The organism is Bradyrhizobium sp. FW305-F6, assembly GCF_058782905.1.
The window spans coordinates 732364-749041 of record NZ_JBYSYD010000003.1 but is presented as its reverse complement, the minus strand read 5'-3'; the positions used below and the strand labels follow the sequence as shown (position 1 = coordinate 749041).

19 protein-coding genes and 1 tRNA gene are annotated in these 16678 nt (G+C 64.4%); 4 read left to right on the top strand and 16 right to left on the bottom strand.

Annotated features, from left to right (window positions below; all coding sequences use genetic code 11):
• Nucleotides 1-300: 300 nt before the first annotated feature.
• Together AC3WLX_RS23935 and AC3WLX_RS23930 are read left to right on the top strand one after the other, a co-directional pair.
• Nucleotides 301-540, top strand: a complete 240-nt coding sequence (locus tag AC3WLX_RS23935) for a hypothetical protein (RefSeq protein WP_291620014.1) — start codon at nt 301-303, stop codon at nt 538-540.
• A gap of 360 nt (nt 541-900) precedes the next feature.
• Nucleotides 901-2154 carry an OpgC domain-containing protein gene (locus AC3WLX_RS23930; protein WP_492337817.1) on the top strand — a complete coding sequence of 418 codons (1254 nt, stop codon included), beginning with the start codon at nt 901-903 and terminating at the stop codon, nt 2152-2154.
• A 96-nt stretch (nt 2155-2250) separates the two neighbouring features.
• On the opposite strand, the gene AC3WLX_RS23925 is transcribed toward AC3WLX_RS23930, so the two are convergent.
• From AC3WLX_RS23925 to AC3WLX_RS23885, 9 genes are all read right to left on the bottom strand, one after another.
• Nucleotides 2251-2427, bottom strand: coding sequence for a YetF domain-containing protein (locus tag AC3WLX_RS23925; protein WP_492337913.1), 177 nt, complete (start codon nt 2425-2427; stop codon nt 2251-2253).
• A complete protein-coding gene (locus tag AC3WLX_RS23920) occupies nt 2343-2717 on the bottom strand; it encodes a hypothetical protein (RefSeq protein ID WP_492337918.1) in 375 nt (124 codons plus the stop codon). The genes AC3WLX_RS23925 and AC3WLX_RS23920 overlap by 85 nt, the downstream gene beginning before the upstream one ends.
• Before the next feature lie 332 nt (nt 2718-3049).
• Nucleotides 3050-3127: transfer RNA gene (locus AC3WLX_RS23915), tRNA-Pro, on the bottom strand.
• Between the two features lie 112 nt (nt 3128-3239).
• Nucleotides 3240-3821, bottom strand: coding sequence for a MerR family transcriptional regulator (locus tag AC3WLX_RS23910; RefSeq protein WP_291620020.1), 582 nt, complete (start codon nt 3819-3821; stop codon nt 3240-3242).
• A gap of 24 nt (nt 3822-3845) precedes the next feature.
• On the bottom strand, nt 3846-4187 hold the full coding sequence (locus AC3WLX_RS23905; protein ID WP_291620022.1) for an integration host factor subunit alpha: 342 nt from the start codon (nt 4185-4187) through the stop codon (nt 3846-3848).
• A gap of 132 nt (nt 4188-4319) precedes the next feature.
• Complete coding sequence (locus tag AC3WLX_RS23900) at nt 4320-5300, bottom strand: beta-ketoacyl-ACP synthase III (protein WP_291620024.1); 981 nt, start codon at nt 5298-5300, stop codon at nt 4320-4322.
• Nucleotides 5297-6358: a phosphate acyltransferase PlsX gene (gene plsX, locus AC3WLX_RS23895; protein ID WP_492337816.1), complete on the bottom strand. Its 1062-nt coding sequence runs from the start codon at nt 6356-6358 to the stop codon at nt 5297-5299. The genes AC3WLX_RS23900 and plsX overlap by 4 nt, the downstream gene beginning before the upstream one ends.
• 298 nt (nt 6359-6656) lie before the next feature.
• Nucleotides 6657-7226 (bottom strand): YceD family protein, encoded by a 570-nt coding sequence (locus tag AC3WLX_RS23890; RefSeq protein ID WP_492337815.1) that lies wholly within the window; start codon nt 7224-7226, stop codon nt 6657-6659.
• The gene (locus AC3WLX_RS23885) at nt 7223-7786 is read right to left on the bottom strand and encodes a ubiquinol-cytochrome C chaperone family protein (RefSeq protein WP_492337814.1); all 564 of its coding nucleotides are present in this window, start codon (nt 7784-7786) and stop codon (nt 7223-7225) included. The genes AC3WLX_RS23890 and AC3WLX_RS23885 overlap by 4 nt, the downstream gene beginning before the upstream one ends.
• Nucleotides 7787-7884: 98 nt before the next feature.
• Here AC3WLX_RS23885 and AC3WLX_RS23880 point away from each other — a divergent pair, with 98 nt between their 5' ends.
• Both AC3WLX_RS23880 and AC3WLX_RS23875 read left to right on the top strand, forming a co-directional pair.
• A complete protein-coding gene (locus AC3WLX_RS23880; RefSeq protein ID WP_492337813.1) occupies nt 7885-8370 on the top strand; it encodes an outer membrane protein assembly factor BamE in 486 nt (161 codons plus the stop codon).
• Nucleotides 8371-8603: 233 nt separating this feature from the next.
• Nucleotides 8604-9617 (top strand): Bug family tripartite tricarboxylate transporter substrate binding protein, encoded by a 1014-nt coding sequence (locus AC3WLX_RS23875; RefSeq protein WP_492337812.1) that lies wholly within the window; start codon nt 8604-8606, stop codon nt 9615-9617.
• A 111-nt stretch (nt 9618-9728) separates the two neighbouring features.
• Here the strand turns inward: AC3WLX_RS23875 and AC3WLX_RS23870 are convergent, their stop codons facing one another.
• From AC3WLX_RS23870 to nrdR, 7 genes are all read right to left on the bottom strand, one after another.
• Nucleotides 9729-11849 carry a sodium-translocating pyrophosphatase gene (locus tag AC3WLX_RS23870; protein ID WP_492337811.1) on the bottom strand — a complete coding sequence of 707 codons (2121 nt, stop codon included), beginning with the start codon at nt 11847-11849 and terminating at the stop codon, nt 9729-9731.
• A gap of 271 nt (nt 11850-12120) precedes the next feature.
• Nucleotides 12121-13122, bottom strand: a complete 1002-nt coding sequence (thiL, locus tag AC3WLX_RS23865; protein ID WP_492337810.1) for a thiamine-phosphate kinase — start codon at nt 13120-13122, stop codon at nt 12121-12123.
• A gap of 153 nt (nt 13123-13275) precedes the next feature.
• Nucleotides 13276-13770 (bottom strand): transcription antitermination factor NusB, encoded by a 495-nt coding sequence (gene nusB, locus AC3WLX_RS23860; protein WP_492337809.1) that lies wholly within the window; start codon nt 13768-13770, stop codon nt 13276-13278.
• A gap of 4 nt (nt 13771-13774) precedes the next feature.
• Entirely contained in the window at nt 13775-14266 is a 492-nt protein-coding gene (gene ribH / locus AC3WLX_RS23855; protein WP_492337808.1) for a 6,7-dimethyl-8-ribityllumazine synthase, read from the bottom strand.
• A gap of 160 nt (nt 14267-14426) precedes the next feature.
• Entirely contained in the window at nt 14427-15050 is a 624-nt protein-coding gene (locus AC3WLX_RS23850) for a riboflavin synthase (protein WP_492337807.1), read from the bottom strand.
• On the bottom strand, nt 15050-16198 hold the full coding sequence (gene ribD, locus AC3WLX_RS23845; RefSeq protein ID WP_492337806.1) for a bifunctional diaminohydroxyphosphoribosylaminopyrimidine deaminase/5-amino-6-(5-phosphoribosylamino)uracil reductase RibD: 1149 nt from the start codon (nt 16196-16198) through the stop codon (nt 15050-15052). Before ribD ends, AC3WLX_RS23850 begins: the two co-directional genes overlap by 1 nt.
• The gene (gene nrdR / locus AC3WLX_RS23840) at nt 16195-16677 is read right to left on the bottom strand and encodes a transcriptional regulator NrdR (protein WP_061877769.1); all 483 of its coding nucleotides are present in this window, start codon (nt 16675-16677) and stop codon (nt 16195-16197) included. Before nrdR ends, ribD begins: the two co-directional genes overlap by 4 nt.
• Between the last annotated feature and the right edge of the window lies 1 nt (nt 16678).

Below are 16678 nucleotides of genomic sequence, written 5' to 3'. Positions count from 1 at the left end.
CCGTTGGCCGTTAGCCTCACCCTGGGGGACCGCTGGAAGCGGTCGTCTCGAAGGGCGAGGCGCTTGCTCCGTCGCCGGCCCCAAGCCCGCTCGGAGCACAAGCAGCGCAAAGCCGTACTTCCCCGTTTCCCGTATTTCTCCAGCTTCGGTTTATGAGCAATTTTTCCACAATCCGAATCGCCAAATGGGCTTGGACGCGGGATCGAGTCGGTCAGGCCAGCGCGTGGTTTGCGTGTCACGGGCTCTGGCACTCCGCTTGCATCCTTGTCGTGGTCAGAAACAACCAATGAGGTGACAGGAATGTTCGTGACCGTCGTTGCCGTACTCTGCCGGCTTGGCGCAGCCAGCTCGGGCAGTTGCGTCGAGGAAATCGTGACCGACAGCAACATGACGCCCGAGATTTCGATGATGCAGTGCGCGGTCGGCGCACAGGCCCCCCTGGCGAAATGGATGGGCGAGCATCCGATCTATCGCGCCAATTGGCGCCTCGATCGCTACAAATGCGTGCCGGGCCACTACGAGATCAAGGGCCACGCCTAAGGCCCCGCAAAACTACTGATCCAAGACGACCACTACGAGGAAACGCCCACCGGGCCGGGTCGATGGCACAGCGCGCGCGTTTTGCCTGGAACTAAGACTCCCTGCCAGTTCCCCGTGGGAAAATCGGACGCCGTTTGGCCTCCGTGCGTTCGACGTCATCATGCACAGTACCGGGCTCTGGTCGGGGCGCTTGACTCAGGTCAATATCCGGCGGACCTCCGGTGGAATTGCCGTGGGGCGAAGACACGCTTGGTCCTTCAACCGCGGCTCTCAACGCGGCATCTAGCGTGAGTGTCTCGGCGACTTCTCGGTGCTGGGTCGCGGACATCGATCGTGAATCGTTGCACGATGGAAAGCAGGATGAAGCTCGGGCTTGCGCTGCCACCGCCTCAACGTGACTTGCGTCTCGACCTGTTTCGCGGCCTCGCCAACTGGGCGATGTTTCTCGGCCATGTCCCCGGCACGGTGCTGGTGTGGTGTTCGTTCCGGAATTATGGATTCAGCGACGGGGCCGACCTCTTCGTGTTCATCTCCGGCTACACCTCAGCGCTCGTTTATACGCGAAAGATGGAGCAAGGCTTTGTGTTCGGAGCCAGCAGGCTATTGAGGCGCGTATGGCAAATCTACACGGCGCATATCCTGCTGTTCATGTTCTACTTGGCTTTCATCCATTTCCTGTCGGAAAGGTTCAACGCGCCTGATCTGGTCGATCTGTTCAACGCCGGACCGGTCACCGGCGCGCCGATCGAGATGATGACGCAGGGGCTTTTGCTGAGATACAAGCCTCTGAATTTGGACGTGCTGCCGCTCTATGTCGTTTTGATGGGCCTGTTTCCTCCGGTCCTCTGGTTGATGTTGAGATTCCCTGACGCCGTCATGATCGGGGCGGTGCTGTTGTATCTGGCTGCGCGGCAATTCGATTGGAACCTGCCTTCCTATCCGTCGGGAAGCTGGTACTTCAATCCGCTGGCGTGGCAGCTTCTGTTTGTGACCGGCGCATGGCTCGCGTTGACGGGTGCGGGACGTCTGCATTTTCTGCTGCGATCCAGGCTCGTGCTGGTGGTTGCGATTGCCTATTTGATTTTTGCGGCGCTGATGACCCTGGCTGCTCACCAGCCTCAGCTCCGGGCCTTGTTCGCGCCTGCCCTGTTCGAGCTTTTCAATCCCAACGACAAGACCAATCTGGCGCCCTACCGCTATCTTCATTTGATGGTGCTGATTATCCTTGGTGCCCGGTTCATACCGATCGACGCGCGCGGGCTACGAGCCCCCATCTGGCGCCCCCTGATAAAGTGCGGCCAGCAGTCGCTCGAAGTGTTTTGCGTGGGCATTCTCCTGGCTTTCATCGGGTACTTCATCCTGCAGTGGGCAGGGAACGGCATCCTCCTTCAACTGCTCGTCGGAGCTGCCGGAATCGCGATCATGACGGCGGTCGCCTATTACAGATCCTGGTCAAAGCGAGTCGAGAAATCTCCACATGAGAGACCGGTCGATGGAAAGAGGGCGCCGGAAAGCACCGACTCCCCCGAGCATCCTGTACCGCGCGGCGCCGGAGGGGAGCCGCAGGCCGCTCGCGGGTCGGATTCGCGGCAGCCGCCGTTAACAGGGTTTTGACAACCGCGCCGGCGCTGGCGAAGATGCCTCGACAAGGTCGCAAGGTGCGCAGCTCCTGAAAAATCCGGTTCGTAGGCTGTCAGGCTTCCTTCTTTTTCACGCTGATATTGCCGTCGCCCTAGGCCTCCGCGACGTCCGAGGGCTTGCTATACCCTCCTCGCGAAGCTTGCTCATCAACTCATCCATCGTCACCAGTTCCTGTCGCATGTGGCGGCGAAGGACCTGCCCGTTCTTGATGAGGAGGAGCGGCGCCGGCCGGGCAAGCCGCTCCACGAAAGGCACGTGATACCCGACCCAGTCGATGGCAAGATTCCAGAAAATGATGGTGGCAACGAGCACGATACCTTCTGTGATCGAGTGGTATTCACCGCCATGCCATTCTGCGCCGCGTCCGCCAGCAGGACGACCAGGAGCAGATCAGGGATGCTGAGCCCGCCGGTTTGTCGTTTCAAAATGAACCGCATCAGGGTGAAGATGCCGAGGTACATGATGGTGCCCCGCACGATCATCTCCACGATGGAATGCGTCGGGACGAAGATCTCGCTCCACGATAGCTGCAACATGTTGCCTTCGCCTAACTTGAAGCGTCCTGATGGCACGTATCGATGCTCTTATCGGACACGAACGGTTTCGGGAATTGCGAGAAGAATGGTCAAGGGTTGAGCCTCTCGCCGACAGCTCGATCGTCATTGTCCCTGGAGGATCCGCTCCTAACCCCCTCGCCCGCCATCAATTCGGAAAAAAACATATTCCTCAATGACAGTGCATCGGGTTGTTTTTCGGCGTTTTGATGTACCGCCCTCCCCAGGCCCAGCCTCTGGGCGCAGGCATCCCCCGCGGCCCGGAGCAGGCTCCTGCGCCGACAATCATCCACCCGACAAATGCTTTGAAAAAATGGTCGGAGCGAGAGGATTTGAACCTCCGACCCCTAGTCTCCCAGACTAGTGCGCTAACCGGGCTGCGCCACGCTCCGAACGTCGTTCCATTAGCTAGGATCGGCGCGATGCGCAAGGCGAGGCCGCAGCATTTTGGTGCCACCCGGCCACGGCCCCGGAACTGCCCGCAAAGCCGGCGGGATGCGTCCCCTACCCGTCCTTCAGCGCCTGGTCCAGCATCTCGCGGCAGGCGACGAGGTCGGCGAGCGCCCGTCCCAGGCGCTCCCGGTCGAGCACGCTGGGGCCGGCAGGCGCGGCGGGGGCGCCGCCCTTGCGGAAGGTGGTGAGGATCTCCTCGTCGTCGATCTCGCTGAAGCGGAAGTCGATGCCTTCCTCTTCGTCGCCCTGGTAATCGTCATCGTCGCTGTCGGTGACGCCCTTGATCGGCGCCTCCTCGTCCTCGGGCTCCATCAGGCTCGCGCCGATTGCATCCTCGATGGCGCCGAAGGAGACTGCGGCCGCGCTGTCGGCGAGGCCCTGCACCGATTTGACGCCGTGCTCCTTGAGGATCCGCTGCACGCCGCGGATGGTGTAGCCCTCGCCGTAGAGCAGGCGGCGGATGCCCTTGAGCAGGTCGACGTCGTCGGGGCGGTAATAGCGGCGGCCACCGCTGCGCTTCATCGGCTTGATCTGCGAGAAGCGGGTTTCCCAGAATCGCAGCACGTGCTGCGGAATGTCGAGTTCCTGCGCGACTTCGCTGATGGTTCGGAACGCATCCGGCGCCTTGTCCAAAGGCCAGTCCTTTCCGAAAGGCGGTTATGCCTCTTCCTGAGCCGGGGTGGCGTCGCCGTTGGTGCGATGCTGGGCGTTGATGCGCTGCTTCAGGATGGCCGACGGCTTGAACACCATCACCCGGCGCGGCGAGATCGGCACCTCGGTGCCGGTCTTGGGGTTGCGGCCGATGCGCTGTCCCTTCTTGCGCACCATGAAGGAGCCGAACGAGGATAGTTTCACCGTCTCGCCCTTCTCCAGGCAGTCGGTGATCTCCTTCAGCACGAGTTCCACGAAGGCAGACGATTCCGTGCGCGACAAGCCCACCTTCTGGTAGACGGCTTCGCACAGATCTACTCGCGTTACGGTTTTGCTGGTCTCGGTCATCGCCCTGCCCCACATCACGGCGAACAATTCTCGTCTGAAATTATGAGCTTACGATACGATGGTCAACAGCGCTCATCAATGCCGGCGCATCGATAATCGGCGCTGAATCCGGCAAAATTTTATCGACTGTTGCTACCAGCGCACCAGCGCGGAGCCCCAGGTGAAGCCGCCGCCCATGGCTTCCAACAGCACCATGTCGCCTTTCTTGATGCGGCCATCCTTGCGCGCGACCGAAAGCGCCAGCGGAATCGAGGCGGCCGAGGTGTTGCCGTGACGGTCCACCGTCAGCACCACCTTCTCGGGCGGGATATGCAGCTTGTGCGCGGAAGCGTCGATGATTCGCTTGTTGGCCTGGTGCGGCACGAACCAGTCGATGCCGTCGGCATTGAGCCCCGTGGCCTTGAAGGCGTCGACGATCACGTCGGTGATCATGCCGACCGCATGCTTGAACACCTCGCGGCCTTCCATGCGCAAGTGGCCGACGGTCTGGGTCGAGGACGGGCCGCCGTCGACGAACAGTTTTGCCTTGTGGCGTCCGTCGGAGCGCAGATGCGTGGTGACGATGCCGCGGTCGGTGGCGGCGTTGCCCGGCTGCTCCTGCGCCTCCAGCACCACCGCGCCGGCGCCGTCGCCGAACAGCACGCAGGTGCCGCGGTCGTTCCAGTCGAGGATGCGCGAGAAGGTCTCGGCGCCGATCACCAGCGCGCGCTTGAAGGCGCCGGTGCGCAGGAAATTGTCGGCGGTGGCGAGCGCGAACACGAAGCCCGAGCACACCGCCTGCAGGTCGAAGGCTGCGCCATGGTTGATGCCGAGCCCGTGCTGCACGGCGACCGCGGTTGCAGGAAACGTGTTGTCCGGTGTCGAGGTCGCCAGCACGATCAGCTCGATCGATTGCGCGTCCACGCCGGCGTCGGTGAGCGCGGCCTGCGCCGCCTTGATCGCCAGATGCGAGGTGAACTCGCCCTCGGCCGCGATGTGGCGCTCGCGAATGCCGGTGCGCTGAACGATCCACTCGTCGGAGGTATCGATGCGGGCCGCCAATTGGGCGTTGGTCACCACCTGCTCCGGCAGATAAGAGCCGCAGCCGAGCACGACCGAACGAATTTGAGTCACGAAACATCCTCCGGCGCGGGCTGCACGAAACTGAGTGCACCACCCTCGCGGTTGAGCATCTGATTGATCTTGTTCAGGAGATCGTAGTGAGCCATCTCATAGCCAACATCGATCGCATAGGCAAAGCCTTCGGCGTTGGTTCCGCCGTGGCTCTTCACCACCACCCCGTTTAGTCCCAGCAGCACGCCGCCGTTGGACTTGTTGGGGTCCATCTTGTCGCGCAAGGCCTGGAAGGCGCTACGCGCGAAGACATAGCCAAGCTTGGACATCCAGCTCCGCCGCATCTCGCCTCGGAGCAATTCCGCCATTTGCCGCGCGGTTCCCTCGGCAGCCTTGAGCGCGATGTTGCCGCTGAATCCTTCGGTAACGATCACGTCGGCCAGTCCCTTGCCGATGCCGTCGCCCTCGACGAAGCCGATATAATCGAGCTCCGGCAGGTTCCTTGCGCGCAGGATCTCGCTGGCCTCGCGAATTTCCTCGTGCCCCTTGATCTCCTCGGCGCCGATGTTGAGCAGCCCGACGGTTGGTCTCTTCTTGTCGAACAGCACGCTGGCCTTGGCCGCGCCCATCACCGCCATCGAAACCAGATGATGCGCATCGCCGCCGAGCGTGGCGCCAAGATCGAGCACGACGGATTTGCCGCGCATGGTCGGCCAGATCGCCGAGATGGCCGGACGGTCGATGCCCGGCAGGGTGCGCAGGTGGAAGCGGGCCATCGCCATCAGCGCGCCGGTATTGCCGGCGGAGATCGCCACATCCGCCTCGCCCTTCTTGACCGCGTCGATCGCGAGCCACATCGATGAGGTCTTGCGGCCGCGCCGCAGCGCCTGGCTCGGCTTGTCCTCCATGCTGACGGCAACGTCGGTATGGACGATGCTGGAGGCGGCTTTCAGCTTCGGGTGCTTGTCGAGCTCGGGCTCGATTTTGGCGCGGTCTCCGACCAGCAGGAACTCGCTGTCACGATGTCGGCCAAGCGAGATGGCGGCGCCGGGAATGACCACGGCTGGGCCGACATCGCCCCCCATGGCGTCCAGCGCGATGCGAACCTTGCTTGGCATGAAAGTCCTGGAAACCTGGTCTGGTGCGGTCTTGGATCAGCGGGGCCGCAAAATGGGTTCGCCACGGAGATGGCGAGCGGCCAAGCGCCACGCCGCACCCGAACCGGGGCGGGACAATAGCGTTTTGTACCCCCGAAACAACCTCTTGCCCCCAGCCTTTTGCACCCCGAGCGATCCGAAAGAGCACGGATGGAATGGCAAGAAACACATTGCAATCAATCGGATATTGCCGCTCCTCAAACCATCATGGCAGACGGCTCATATTCCGTCCCAAGCCATCGGGGCGGAAATGCCTGGGCTATTTGCCCTTTTTCCTGTCCTGAAGCGCTTTCAGCACTGCGAAGGGGTGATCTTCCGGATCGGGTGCGATGACCTCCGCCTCGAACACCGCCCCCGCCTTGCGCGGATAGGGATCGATCGCCAGGAACAGCGCATCGGTGGCGAGACGGCCGAGATCGATGATGTCGCCCGCGATCGGCTCCGGAGGGTCGGCGACCTCAGGCGGGGCTTTGTCGTCCTGTCCCTCCTCGATCAGGTCGGCGAGGCGCCGAGCCTCGGCCTCGGGGGCGAACATCAGGTCCACCTCCTCCTCGATCTCGCTCTCGATCGGATCCAGCGTGACGACGCAGGTCTGGCCGATCCTGCCGCGAACGAGCCCGGTGACCTGGACCCGCCCGCCGCTTTTCGGCACGACATCGAAGCTGGCATGCGCGGACAAGATCTCCCGCACGCCCGCGAGCTCCGCCATGGCCTGCCGCTCGGCCGCGGAAGCCTCGAGTTCGCGATGCAGCCCGGTGTCGGGGATCTGCGCAACGATGACGGGTGCCCGCCAGGGATCTGGCTGGGCTCCGGTGCTCGGTCGGCTCATGGCGTGACATCCTCAGGCATTGCTGGAGGAAACTTGAAGGAAGCGCGCAACAACGCTGCCTCGTCGGCCCGGCCGAGAGCGGCCTCGCAGGCCCTGGCATAGGCCGCGAGCCGCGTTGCCTGGTCCGGGCCGGTCCCGTTCAAGATATTCTTGCAGATCGCCGATGCCAGCGCCTCGCCGCCAGATTCCATCGCCTGATCATAGGCCTGGACCCGGCCGTAGAAGGCCTCGCCGAAGGCGCGCATCCGCTTCGGGACGGTCTGGTCGCCCACGCCCATCTCGCGCAGATTGTCGTCCATGTCCTCGCAGAATCGGTCGAACAACGCCTGCGACAGCTCGGAGGCGCCCTCGCTGGCGCCCTGGCCCGTACGCAGGCGGCGTAGCAGCAGCCACAGATGCAGCAGCAACAGGTCGAAACGCCCGTTAACCGTATCGGGCACCCCCAAGTCACGGTAAAATATGGGTTCTCGCGCCTGCGTCACGATCATGCCATAGATGGCTTCAATGGTATCCGCCGGGGCTAGCCGGGGTTTCCTGAAGTGATTGAACGGCCAAAGCATTGTGGTTTCCGCAAGCGGGCGCGCGCGAGTTGCATTCAGACGCCCAGCCCGGTACTTCAGCGCCTCGCGCGACGCAAGGGGACGGAATCAGTTCCGCTATGACGATAACGAACCAGACCAGCCTGCGCGCGGACAAGCAGCGCGGCCTTCACGCATGCTGGCGCACCCTGCGCATGCTCGCGGCGACCGCCGTCGTCGGCGTCGCGCTCGCGGCCTGCACCGGCGAGCAATTTCAAAAAGGTTATATCCTGCCGCCCGGTGCGCTCGAGCAAATTCCGATCGGTGCGAGCCAGGACCAGGTGCTGATCGTCATGGGCACGCCCTCGACGGTCGCAACGCTCGACGGCGAAGTCTTCTACTACATCTCGCAGCGCTCGGAGCGCCCGGTCGCCTTCATGAACCAGAAGGTGGTCGACCAGCGCGTCATCGCGGTCTATTTCGACAAGAACCGGCGCGTGCGGCGGCTTGCCAATTACGGCCTTCAGGACGGCAAGATCTTCGACTTCATCAGTCGCACCACGCCGACCTCGGGTCAGGAGATGAGCTACCTCACGCCGCTGTTCAAGCTGCTCAGCTTCAACTGAGTCGCCACGACACTTGCGCGCGACGCCGTAGAGCGGCTGGTGTCGAGAAGCTGGCTCGGGCATGCGTGTCCGGACCACCCTCTGTCTGAGCGCCTGCATTCCGCCAGAAGGCAAATTGCGAGCATCTGCGGCGTCGTGCCACTCCCCCCGGGGTCTTTGCCGCAGCGTGCGACTTGCCCACGCAAGCCTCGTTCCCTAGGGTCCGCGCAATGCAAGAAGCTGGGAGCGGATTCGTGTCCAAAAAACTTCAAAACACCTTGTTGTCCCGACGTCGCGTGCTCACCGGTGTGGCCGGCCTTTCGGCTGCAGCGATCCTGCCGCGATCGAGCCTTGCCGACTGGAAGCCGACCGAGACCGTTCGTCTCATCGTGCCGGCGGCAGCCGGCGGCTCGACGGACGTCATGGGCCGCCTTCTCGCCGCGCATCTGCAGGCCGCTTGGGGGCCGTCGGCCGTCGTGGAAAACCGCTCGGGCGGCGGCGGCACGATCGGCACGGCCGAGGCCGTGCGCGCCAAGCCTGACGGCCAGACCATCCTGGTCGGCAATCCCGGGCCGAACGCCATCGCCTACAGCATCTTCAAGAACCTCAGCTACAAGCCGGACCAGCTTCAGCCGGTCTCGAACATGATCCGGATTCCGAACATCGTCTCGGCGCATCCGAAGACCGGCATCAAGTCGGTCCCAGAGCTGATCGCTTACCTCAAGGCCAATCCGGACAAGCTCAGCTACGCCTCCTCCGGGGTCGGCCAGAGCCCTCACCTCACCGGCGCCTGGTTCCTCCAGCTCACCGGCCTGAAGATGACGCACATCCCCTTCCGCGGCGCCGGACCGGCGCTCCAGGCGGCGCTCGCCGGCGACATCCAGATCCTGTTCGACAATCTCTACCCCAGCCTGCCGCAGGTGCAGAGCGGCACGCTCAACGGTCTCTGCGTCACCACCCCCGAGCGCAGCGATCTCGCGAAAGATCTGCCGACCATGCGCGAGAGCGCACCGGAACTGGCAAATTTCGACGTGTCCTCCTGGTTCGCCGTCTTCCTGCCGAAGGGCGTCTCGCCCGAGGTGCTGGGCGCGCTCAATCTCCAGATCAAGGCGATGCTGGAGCGCGACGACGTCAAGAAGCAGATCGCCGCCATGGGCGCCCGCGCCGACTACGGCACGCCGGAGCAGTTCGGCGCCTTCGTGGACGCCGAGACGAAGAAGTTCGCCGGCATCATCCAGAAGGAAGGCCTGCAGATGGACGTGCAGTGAGGCGAAGCGTCATTCCGGGACGGCTCGAAAGAGCCGAACCCGGAATGATGGCGAGAAACAAAAACCCCGCGGCTCGCGCCGCGGGGTTTTCTCTTGTCTCTTCGACGCCGCTCAGTGCGCCAGGATCGCCAGCAGCAGCAGGGCCACGATGTTGGTGATCTTGATCATCGGGTTCACGGCAGGACCCGCCGTGTCCTTGTAGGGATCGCCGACGGTATCGCCTGTGACCGCCGACTTGTGGGCATCACTGCCCTTGCCGCCGAAATGGCCGTCCTCGATGTACTTCTTGGCGTTATCCCAGGCGCCGCCGCCCGAGGTCATCGAGATCGCGACGAACAGTCCCGTCACGATCACGCCGAGCAGCATCGCGCCCACCGCCGAGAACGCCGCCGACTTGCCCACCGCGCCGCCGCCTGCGATTGCGTAAATCACGAAATAGACGACGATCGGCGACAGCACCGGAAGCAGCGAGGGGATGATCATCTCCTTGATCGCCGCCTTGGTCAGCAGGTCGACCGCCTTGCCGTAGTCAGGCTTGTCGGTGCCCTGCATGATGCCCGGCTTCTCGCGGAACTGGCGTCGCACCTCCTCGACGATCGCACTCGCCGCACGGCCGACGGCGGTCATGCCCATCGCACCGAACAGATACGGCAAGAGGCCGCCGAACAGCAGGCCCACCACGACGTAAGGATTGTTCAGCGAAAAGTCCGGATTGACGCCGGCGAAGTACGGATGCTGCGCAGAGCGGGCCACGAAGTACTTGAGGTCCTCGTTATAGGCTGCGAACAGCACGAGAGCACCGAGACCGGCGGATCCGATCGCGTAACCCTTGGTCACCGCCTTGGTGGTGTTGCCGACCGCATCGAGCGCGTCGGTCGATTTGCGCACCTCCTTGGGCAGTCCCGCCATCTCGGCGATGCCGCCGGCATTGTCGGTGACGGGACCGAAAGCGTCGAGGGCGACGATCATGCCGGCGAGCGCCAGCATGGTGGCGGTGGCGATGGCGATGCCGAACAGCCCGGCGAGGCTGTGGGTGACCAGGATGCCGGCGATGATGACGATCGCAGGCAACGCGGTCGCTTCCATCGAGATGGCGAGGCCCTGGATCACGTTGGTGCCGTGGCCCGTGACCGAGGACTGGGCGATCGACTTCACCGGACGATAGTCGGTCCCCGTGTAGTATTCGGTGATCCAGATGATCAGGGCGGTGACGATGAGACCAACCACGCCGCACTCGAACAGCGCCAGTCCGGTATAGTTCACGCCCTCGAGCTTGCCGAAGCCGATCAGGTAGTAGATCACCAGCGCAATGCCGATCAGCGACAGCACGCCGGTTGCGATCAGGCCCTTGTAGAGTGCGCCCATGATCGACTGGCTCGGCCCGAGCTTGACGAAAAAGGTGCCGATGATCGAGGTGATGATGCAGATGCCGCCGATCGCGAGCGGCAGCGTCATCATGCTGGCGAGGATCGGCGTCTTGGCGAAGAAGATCGCCGCGAGCACCATGGTGGCGACCGCGGTCACCGCATAGGTCTCGAACAGGTCGGCGGCCATGCCGGCGCAGTCGCCGACATTGTCACCGACGTTGTCGGCGATGGTCGCGGGGTTGCGCGGATCGTCCTCGGGGATGCCGGCCTCGACCTTGCCGACGAGATCGCCGCCGACGTCCGCACCTTTGGTAAAGATGCCGCCGCCGAGACGGGCGAAGATCGAAATCAGCGAGGCACCGAAGCCGAGCGCCACCAGGGCGTCCACCACGACACGGCTGTCAGGCGCAAGATTCAGCGAATGGACCAGGAAGGCGAAATAAAGCGTCACACCGAGCAGCGCCAGGCCCGCCACCAGCAGCCCGGTGATGGCCCCCGCCTTGAATGCGAGTTCGAGGCCGCCGGCGAGCGAGGTCGTCGCGGCCTGGGCGGTGCGCACATTGGCACGGACCGAGACATTCATGCCGATGAAGCCCGCGGCGCCGGACAGGATGGCGCCGATGGCGAAACCGATCGCGACGTAGAGCCCGAGGAAATAGGCAAGCAACACGAAGATGACGATGCCGACGATACCGATCGTGGTGTACTGGCGCCGGAGATAGGCCTGTGCGCCTTCGCGCACGGCTCCCGCAATTTCCTGCATGCGCGGCGACCCCGCATCCGCGCCCAACACCGAAGACGTCGCCCAAATCGCGTAGACGACGGAAAGCACTCCGCAGAGCACTATCAACCATAATGCTGTCATATGATGTTTGCCTCAGATCCTTGATGTACCCCCGGCGCCTTTTGTTGTCCGTCGTGCGGTGCGGCGCCTTGATTTCGAACAAAGCCGCCCCTTGCCCAAAAGGGGCGGCTTCAGTCGGCGGCAACCTTGCCAAAATCAAATTGAGGGTGCAACGCCGGATCGGGCCGAAACCGCCGATCTCGGCAGGTATTTAGGCTGAACTGCCAAGAACGAGTGCAATAACAAGTGGCAAGAACAAAGTGCCCAGAACCAGGATGCCGGTTTGCAATTCCTAGAAGTGGCTGTAGGACAGCCGCGTCAAGGACAGTTCCTGGCCCTGCCCATCCAGGAAGCGCGGCCGCTGGTGACCCTCCACGATCGTGCCGATCGCGGTGACGGCAACGCCCGTGGCCTGCCCCGCGGCAATCAGCGCCTCGCTCTGCGCCGGCGCAGCGGTGCAGAGCACCTCGTAGTCATCGCCCCCCGCAAGCAGCGTCTCGACGCAAACCACGTTGCTTGCGAGCAGGCCGGCGGCTGCGGCCGAGAGCGGCACGCGCGTCACGTCGACCGAGGCGGAGACCCCGGACGCCGCACAGAGTTTTGCCAGGTCGCCCGCGAGGCCGTCGGAGACGTCCATCGCCGCGGTAGCCTGGTCGCGCACGGCCTGCGCCAGCACGTTGCGCGGCTGCGGCACCCGATAGCGCCGGACCAAAACTTCCCTTGCCCCTGCATCGGACGCGAGCGCCGCGGCAGCGGCGCCGCCTTTGAGCACGTCGAGGCCGAGCGCCGCATCGCCGATCGTGCCCGTCACCAGGATGCGATCGCCCGGCTTCGCGCCGGTGCGGCCGACCATCCGCCCCTGCGGCACGCGGCCAAAGGCTGTGATCGAGATCATCTGCGGGCCGGGCGTCGACACCGTGTCGCCGCCGAGCAGCGGGCACGCGAAGCTCTCGGCATCCTCGCCCAGCGCGTCGGCAAAGGAACGGAGCCAGGCATCCTCCTGGCTGCGCAATGCCAGCGTCAGCACGAAGCCGGCCGGCAGTGCGCCCTTGGCGGCGAGATCGGACAGATTTACCCGCAGCGCCTTGCGCGCGATGGTGTCAGGGGGATCGCTGGCGAGATAGTGCACGCCCTCGACGATCGCGTCGGTGGTGACGACGATATCGTCGCCCGATGAGGACAGCACCGCGGCGTCGTCGACCAGGCCGAACGCACCGGGATCGGTCGCCAGCGGCTTGAAATAACGCGCGATGAGGGAGTCTTCGCCGGAGGGCTGAGTTCTGTCCTGTGTCACGATGCCGACCCGTCATCCTGAGGTGCGAGCCCTTGCGAGCCTCGAAGGATGGACGGCCGAGGTGCGACCTCAGCGGCACGCCGCCGCCCTTCGAGGCCTCCGCTTCGCTCCGGCACCTCAGGGTGACGGCTACGGCGGAAGTCGTCGTCTCAATTACCCCCGCCCGAACTCGTCTCCGCGGAACTGGCGGCCGATCTGGTCGAGCACGGCGTTGACCATGCCGGTCTCCTCACGGTCGACGAAGGCGTTGGCGACGTCGACATATTCGGACACGACGACGCGGCCCGGCACGTCCTTGCGCTGCTGGAGCTCATAGGCCCCCGCCCGCAGTACCGCCCGCAGGATGGCTTCGATCCGCTTCAAGGGCCAGCCCTTCGACAGCGCCTCGTCGATCAGGGGATCGAGCTTTTTTTGGTCGCGCACGACGCCGGAGACGACGTCGCGGAAGAAGGCCGCTTCCGCCGGTAGGTATGTGTCGCCCTCGACCTCGTTCCCAAGCCAATGGCTTTCGAACTCGGCAAAGATGTCGTTGATGCCGGCGCCGGCAATGTCCATCTGGTACAGCGCCTGCACGGCCGCAAGCCGCGCCGCACCGCGGCGGTTGGCCTTCTTCTCGGCAGCGACCGGCTTCTTGGGGTTGTCCGTCATGGCGTCAGGCCTGCGCCAGACGGCGTTTGATGCGCAGCATCGCAAGCGCGGCGCGCGCGGCGTCGCCGCCCTTGTTGAGCTCGCTGGCGCGCGCCCGCGCCCAGGCCTGCGCTTCGGTGTTGACGGTGAGGATGCCGTTGCCAAGCGGCAGCTTTCGCGCCACAGCGAGATCCATCAAGGCGCGCGAGGATTCCTGCGAGACGATCTCGAAATGAATGGTGTCGCCCCGGATTACGCAACCGAGCGCGATCACCGCGTCATAGGGCCTGCCGTTTGCCGCCGCAGCATCGACCGCGATGGCGACGGCCGCGGGAATCTCGAGCGCACCGGGAACCGTAATGACGTCGTGAGTCAGGCCGGCTGCCTTCAGCTCGGTTACCGCGCCGTCCAGCAGCGCATCCTGGAGATCGTCATAGAACCGCGCTTCGACGATCAGCGCGCGTGCGCCGGAAATGTCGGTCTGGTCCTTCAGGGGTGCGCGCCGCGCGTCTGCCATCGTTCAATCCGTTTCGAAAGGGGTCGGCGCTATGTAGTCGCCGCAGGCATGTAAGCCAAGCCAGAACCGTCCTTCCGGGGCGATGCGAAGCATCGAACCCGGAATCTCGAGATTCCGGGTTCGGCTCTTCGAGCCGCCCCGGAATGACCGGCTTCGCCGGTCACTTCATTTCCGTCAGCCGCGCCGCATAGCGGGCCATCAGGTCGACCTCGATATTGACCTCGTCCCCCGCCTTCCAGCCGCCGATCGTCGTGACATCAAGCGTGTGTGGGATGATCAGCACCGAAAAGGTCATGTCCGCAACTGTATTGATCGTCAGCGAGACGCCATCGAGCGTGATCGAGCCCTTGGTGGCGATGAAACGTGCCAGCTCCCGCTTCGTCGAGAGCTCGAACCGCGCCATGTCGGGCAAGTTCTCGCGGCTGACGATGGTTGCAATGCCGTCGGCATGGCCGGCGACGATATGGCCGCCGAGTTCGTCGCCGATCTTCAGCGCACGTTCGAGGTTCAGCCTCGTGCCCAGCTTCCAGTGCTTGGCCGTCGTCAGCGCCAGCGTCTCGGCCGCGGCATCGACCTCAAACCAGGTCCTCTGCTCGGAGTCCCTGCCGTCCGCGACGCCCGAGGCGACCACGGTCAGGCAAACCCCGTTGCAGGCGATCGAGGCGCCATCGGCAATCGTGGCCTGATCGTAGCTGCAGGCGATGCGCAGCCGGTGCAGCTGCCCCTGCGCCGTTGGCGTGAAGCTGACGATCTCGCCGATATCGGTGACAATGCCGGTGAACATTACGCGCGCTCGTAGATGGTGAGAGTGTCCTTGCCGAAGGTCTCGCTAGCATGAACCTTGTAGGCCTGCGACTGCGTGATTTTCGACAGGGGCAATGCATCGAGTGCATCGACGCCGCCGCTGCCCACCGTTTCCGCCCCGCGGAACAGCCAGATCTCGTCGACGAGATCGGCCGCGACGAACGAAGCCGCAACGCGGCTGCCGCCCTCGACCATCAGTCGCGTGATGCCCTTCCCGGCCAGCTCATGCAGCACGGCCGGCAAATCGAGCCCCGATGCAGTGCCAGGCGGCACGCGCAGCACTTGCGCACCGGCCGCCCCGAGCCGCGTCGCTGCGGCAGCTTCCGCAAGCTCAGAACCGACCACCCAAAGCGGCGTTTCGCGCGCGGTGCTGACCAGCTTGCTCGCGCCGGGGATGCGCAGGCTTTGATCGAGCACCACGCGGACCGGCGAGCGGGCCGCCATGCCCGGCAGGCGGCAGGTGAGGAGCGGATCGTCCGCGAGCACGGTGCCGATGCCGACCAGGATGGCGTCGCTCTGTGCGCGGAGCAGATGCACGCGGTCACGCACGGCTTCGCCCGTGATCGCGACCGGCTTGCCGCCGGCCGCTCCGATCTTGCCGTCCGGCGAGACCGCGAGCTTGAGGATCACATGCGGACGCTTGTCCCGGATGCGGCGGAAATGGCCGGCATGGTCGAACGCGGCTTCCGCCGCGCAGAGACCGACGTCCACATTGATGCCGGCGGCGCGCAGGCGGGCATGGCCCTGGCCCGCGACTTCAGGATTGGGATCTTCGATCGCCGCCACCACCCGCTTGATGCCGGCCGCGATCACTGCGTCGGCGCAAGGCGGCGACTTGCCGAAATGCGAGCACGGCTCCAGGGTGACATAGAGCGTGGCGCCTCGCGCCGCCTCGCCTGCCCGCCCCAGTGCTTCGGGCTCGCCATGTGGCCGTCCCCCGGGCTGGGTCCAGCCGCGGCCGACGATGATCCCGTCCTTGACGATGACGGCGCCGACGGCCGGATTGGGCCAAGTGCGCCCCTGCCCGCGGCGCCCAAGCGAGAGCGCCAGCTCCATGAATCGGCGATCGGCGTCCTTTGCCTCGCGGGCCTTCTGCGCGAACTGGTCTTCCAGGATGCGGAAGATCATTTGCGGATCGCGGCGAGCCGCGCTTCCTCCTCACCGGAGAGCTCGCCGAGCACGTCGGCGAAATCCTTGGCTTCGCGGAAGTTACGGTAGACGGAAGCAAAGCGCACATAGGCGACGTCGTCGAGCGTGCGCAGATGCTCCATCACGGTCTCGCCGATCACCTCCGAGGAGATCTCAGCCTCGCCCCCCGTCTCGAGCTCGCGCACGATGGTGGAGACCATTTTCTCGACCCGTTCGGGCTCGACCTGCCGCTTGCGCAAGCTGATCTGCACCGAGCGCATCAGCTTGTCGCGATCGAACGGCACGCGGCGTCCATTACGCTTGATCACCGTGAGTTCGCGCAGCTGTACGCGCTCGAAAGTGGTGAAGCGGAAATTGCAGGCGACGCACACGCGCCGCCTGCGGATCACGGCCGAATCCTCGGTCGGACGCGAGTCCTTTACCTGCGTATCCAGACTGTTGCAGTTCGGGCAGCGCATC

Bases quoted from the DNA above. Each gene is read 5' to 3' on its own strand.
- AC3WLX_RS23935 (WP_291620014.1), top strand. From the start codon at position 301: ATGTTCGTGACCGTCGTTGCCGTACTCTGCCGGCTTGGCGCAGCCAGC.
- AC3WLX_RS23930 (WP_492337817.1), top strand. From the start codon at position 901: ATGAAGCTCGGGCTTGCGCTGCCACCGCCTCAACGTGACTTGCGTCTC.
- AC3WLX_RS23920 (WP_492337918.1), bottom strand. From the start codon at position 2,717: ATGTTGCAGCTATCGTGGAGCGAGATCTTCGTCCCGACGCATTCCATC.
- AC3WLX_RS23905 (WP_291620022.1), bottom strand. From the start codon at position 4,187: ATGACCGAGACCAGCAAAACCGTAACGCGAGTAGATCTGTGCGAAGCC.
- plsX (WP_492337816.1), bottom strand. From the start codon at position 6,358: ATGCCAAGCAAGGTTCGCATCGCGCTGGACGCCATGGGGGGCGATGTC.
- AC3WLX_RS23890 (WP_492337815.1), bottom strand. From the start codon at position 7,226: ATGAGCCGACCGAGCACCGGAGCCCAGCCAGATCCCTGGCGGGCACCC.
- AC3WLX_RS23885 (WP_492337814.1), bottom strand. From the start codon at position 7,786: ATGCTTTGGCCGTTCAATCACTTCAGGAAACCCCGGCTAGCCCCGGCG.
- AC3WLX_RS23880 (WP_492337813.1), top strand. From the start codon at position 7,885: ATGACGATAACGAACCAGACCAGCCTGCGCGCGGACAAGCAGCGCGGC.
- AC3WLX_RS23870 (WP_492337811.1), bottom strand. From the start codon at position 11,849: ATGACAGCATTATGGTTGATAGTGCTCTGCGGAGTGCTTTCCGTCGTC.
- nusB (WP_492337809.1), bottom strand. From the start codon at position 13,770: ATGACGGACAACCCCAAGAAGCCGGTCGCTGCCGAGAAGAAGGCCAAC.
- ribH (WP_492337808.1), bottom strand. From the start codon at position 14,266: ATGGCAGACGCGCGGCGCGCACCCCTGAAGGACCAGACCGACATTTCC.
- AC3WLX_RS23850 (WP_492337807.1), bottom strand. From the start codon at position 15,050: ATGTTCACCGGCATTGTCACCGATATCGGCGAGATCGTCAGCTTCACG.
- ribD (WP_492337806.1), bottom strand. From the start codon at position 16,198: ATGATCTTCCGCATCCTGGAAGACCAGTTCGCGCAGAAGGCCCGCGAG.
- nrdR (WP_061877769.1), bottom strand. From the start codon at position 16,677: ATGCGCTGCCCGAACTGCAACAGTCTGGATACGCAGGTAAAGGACTCG.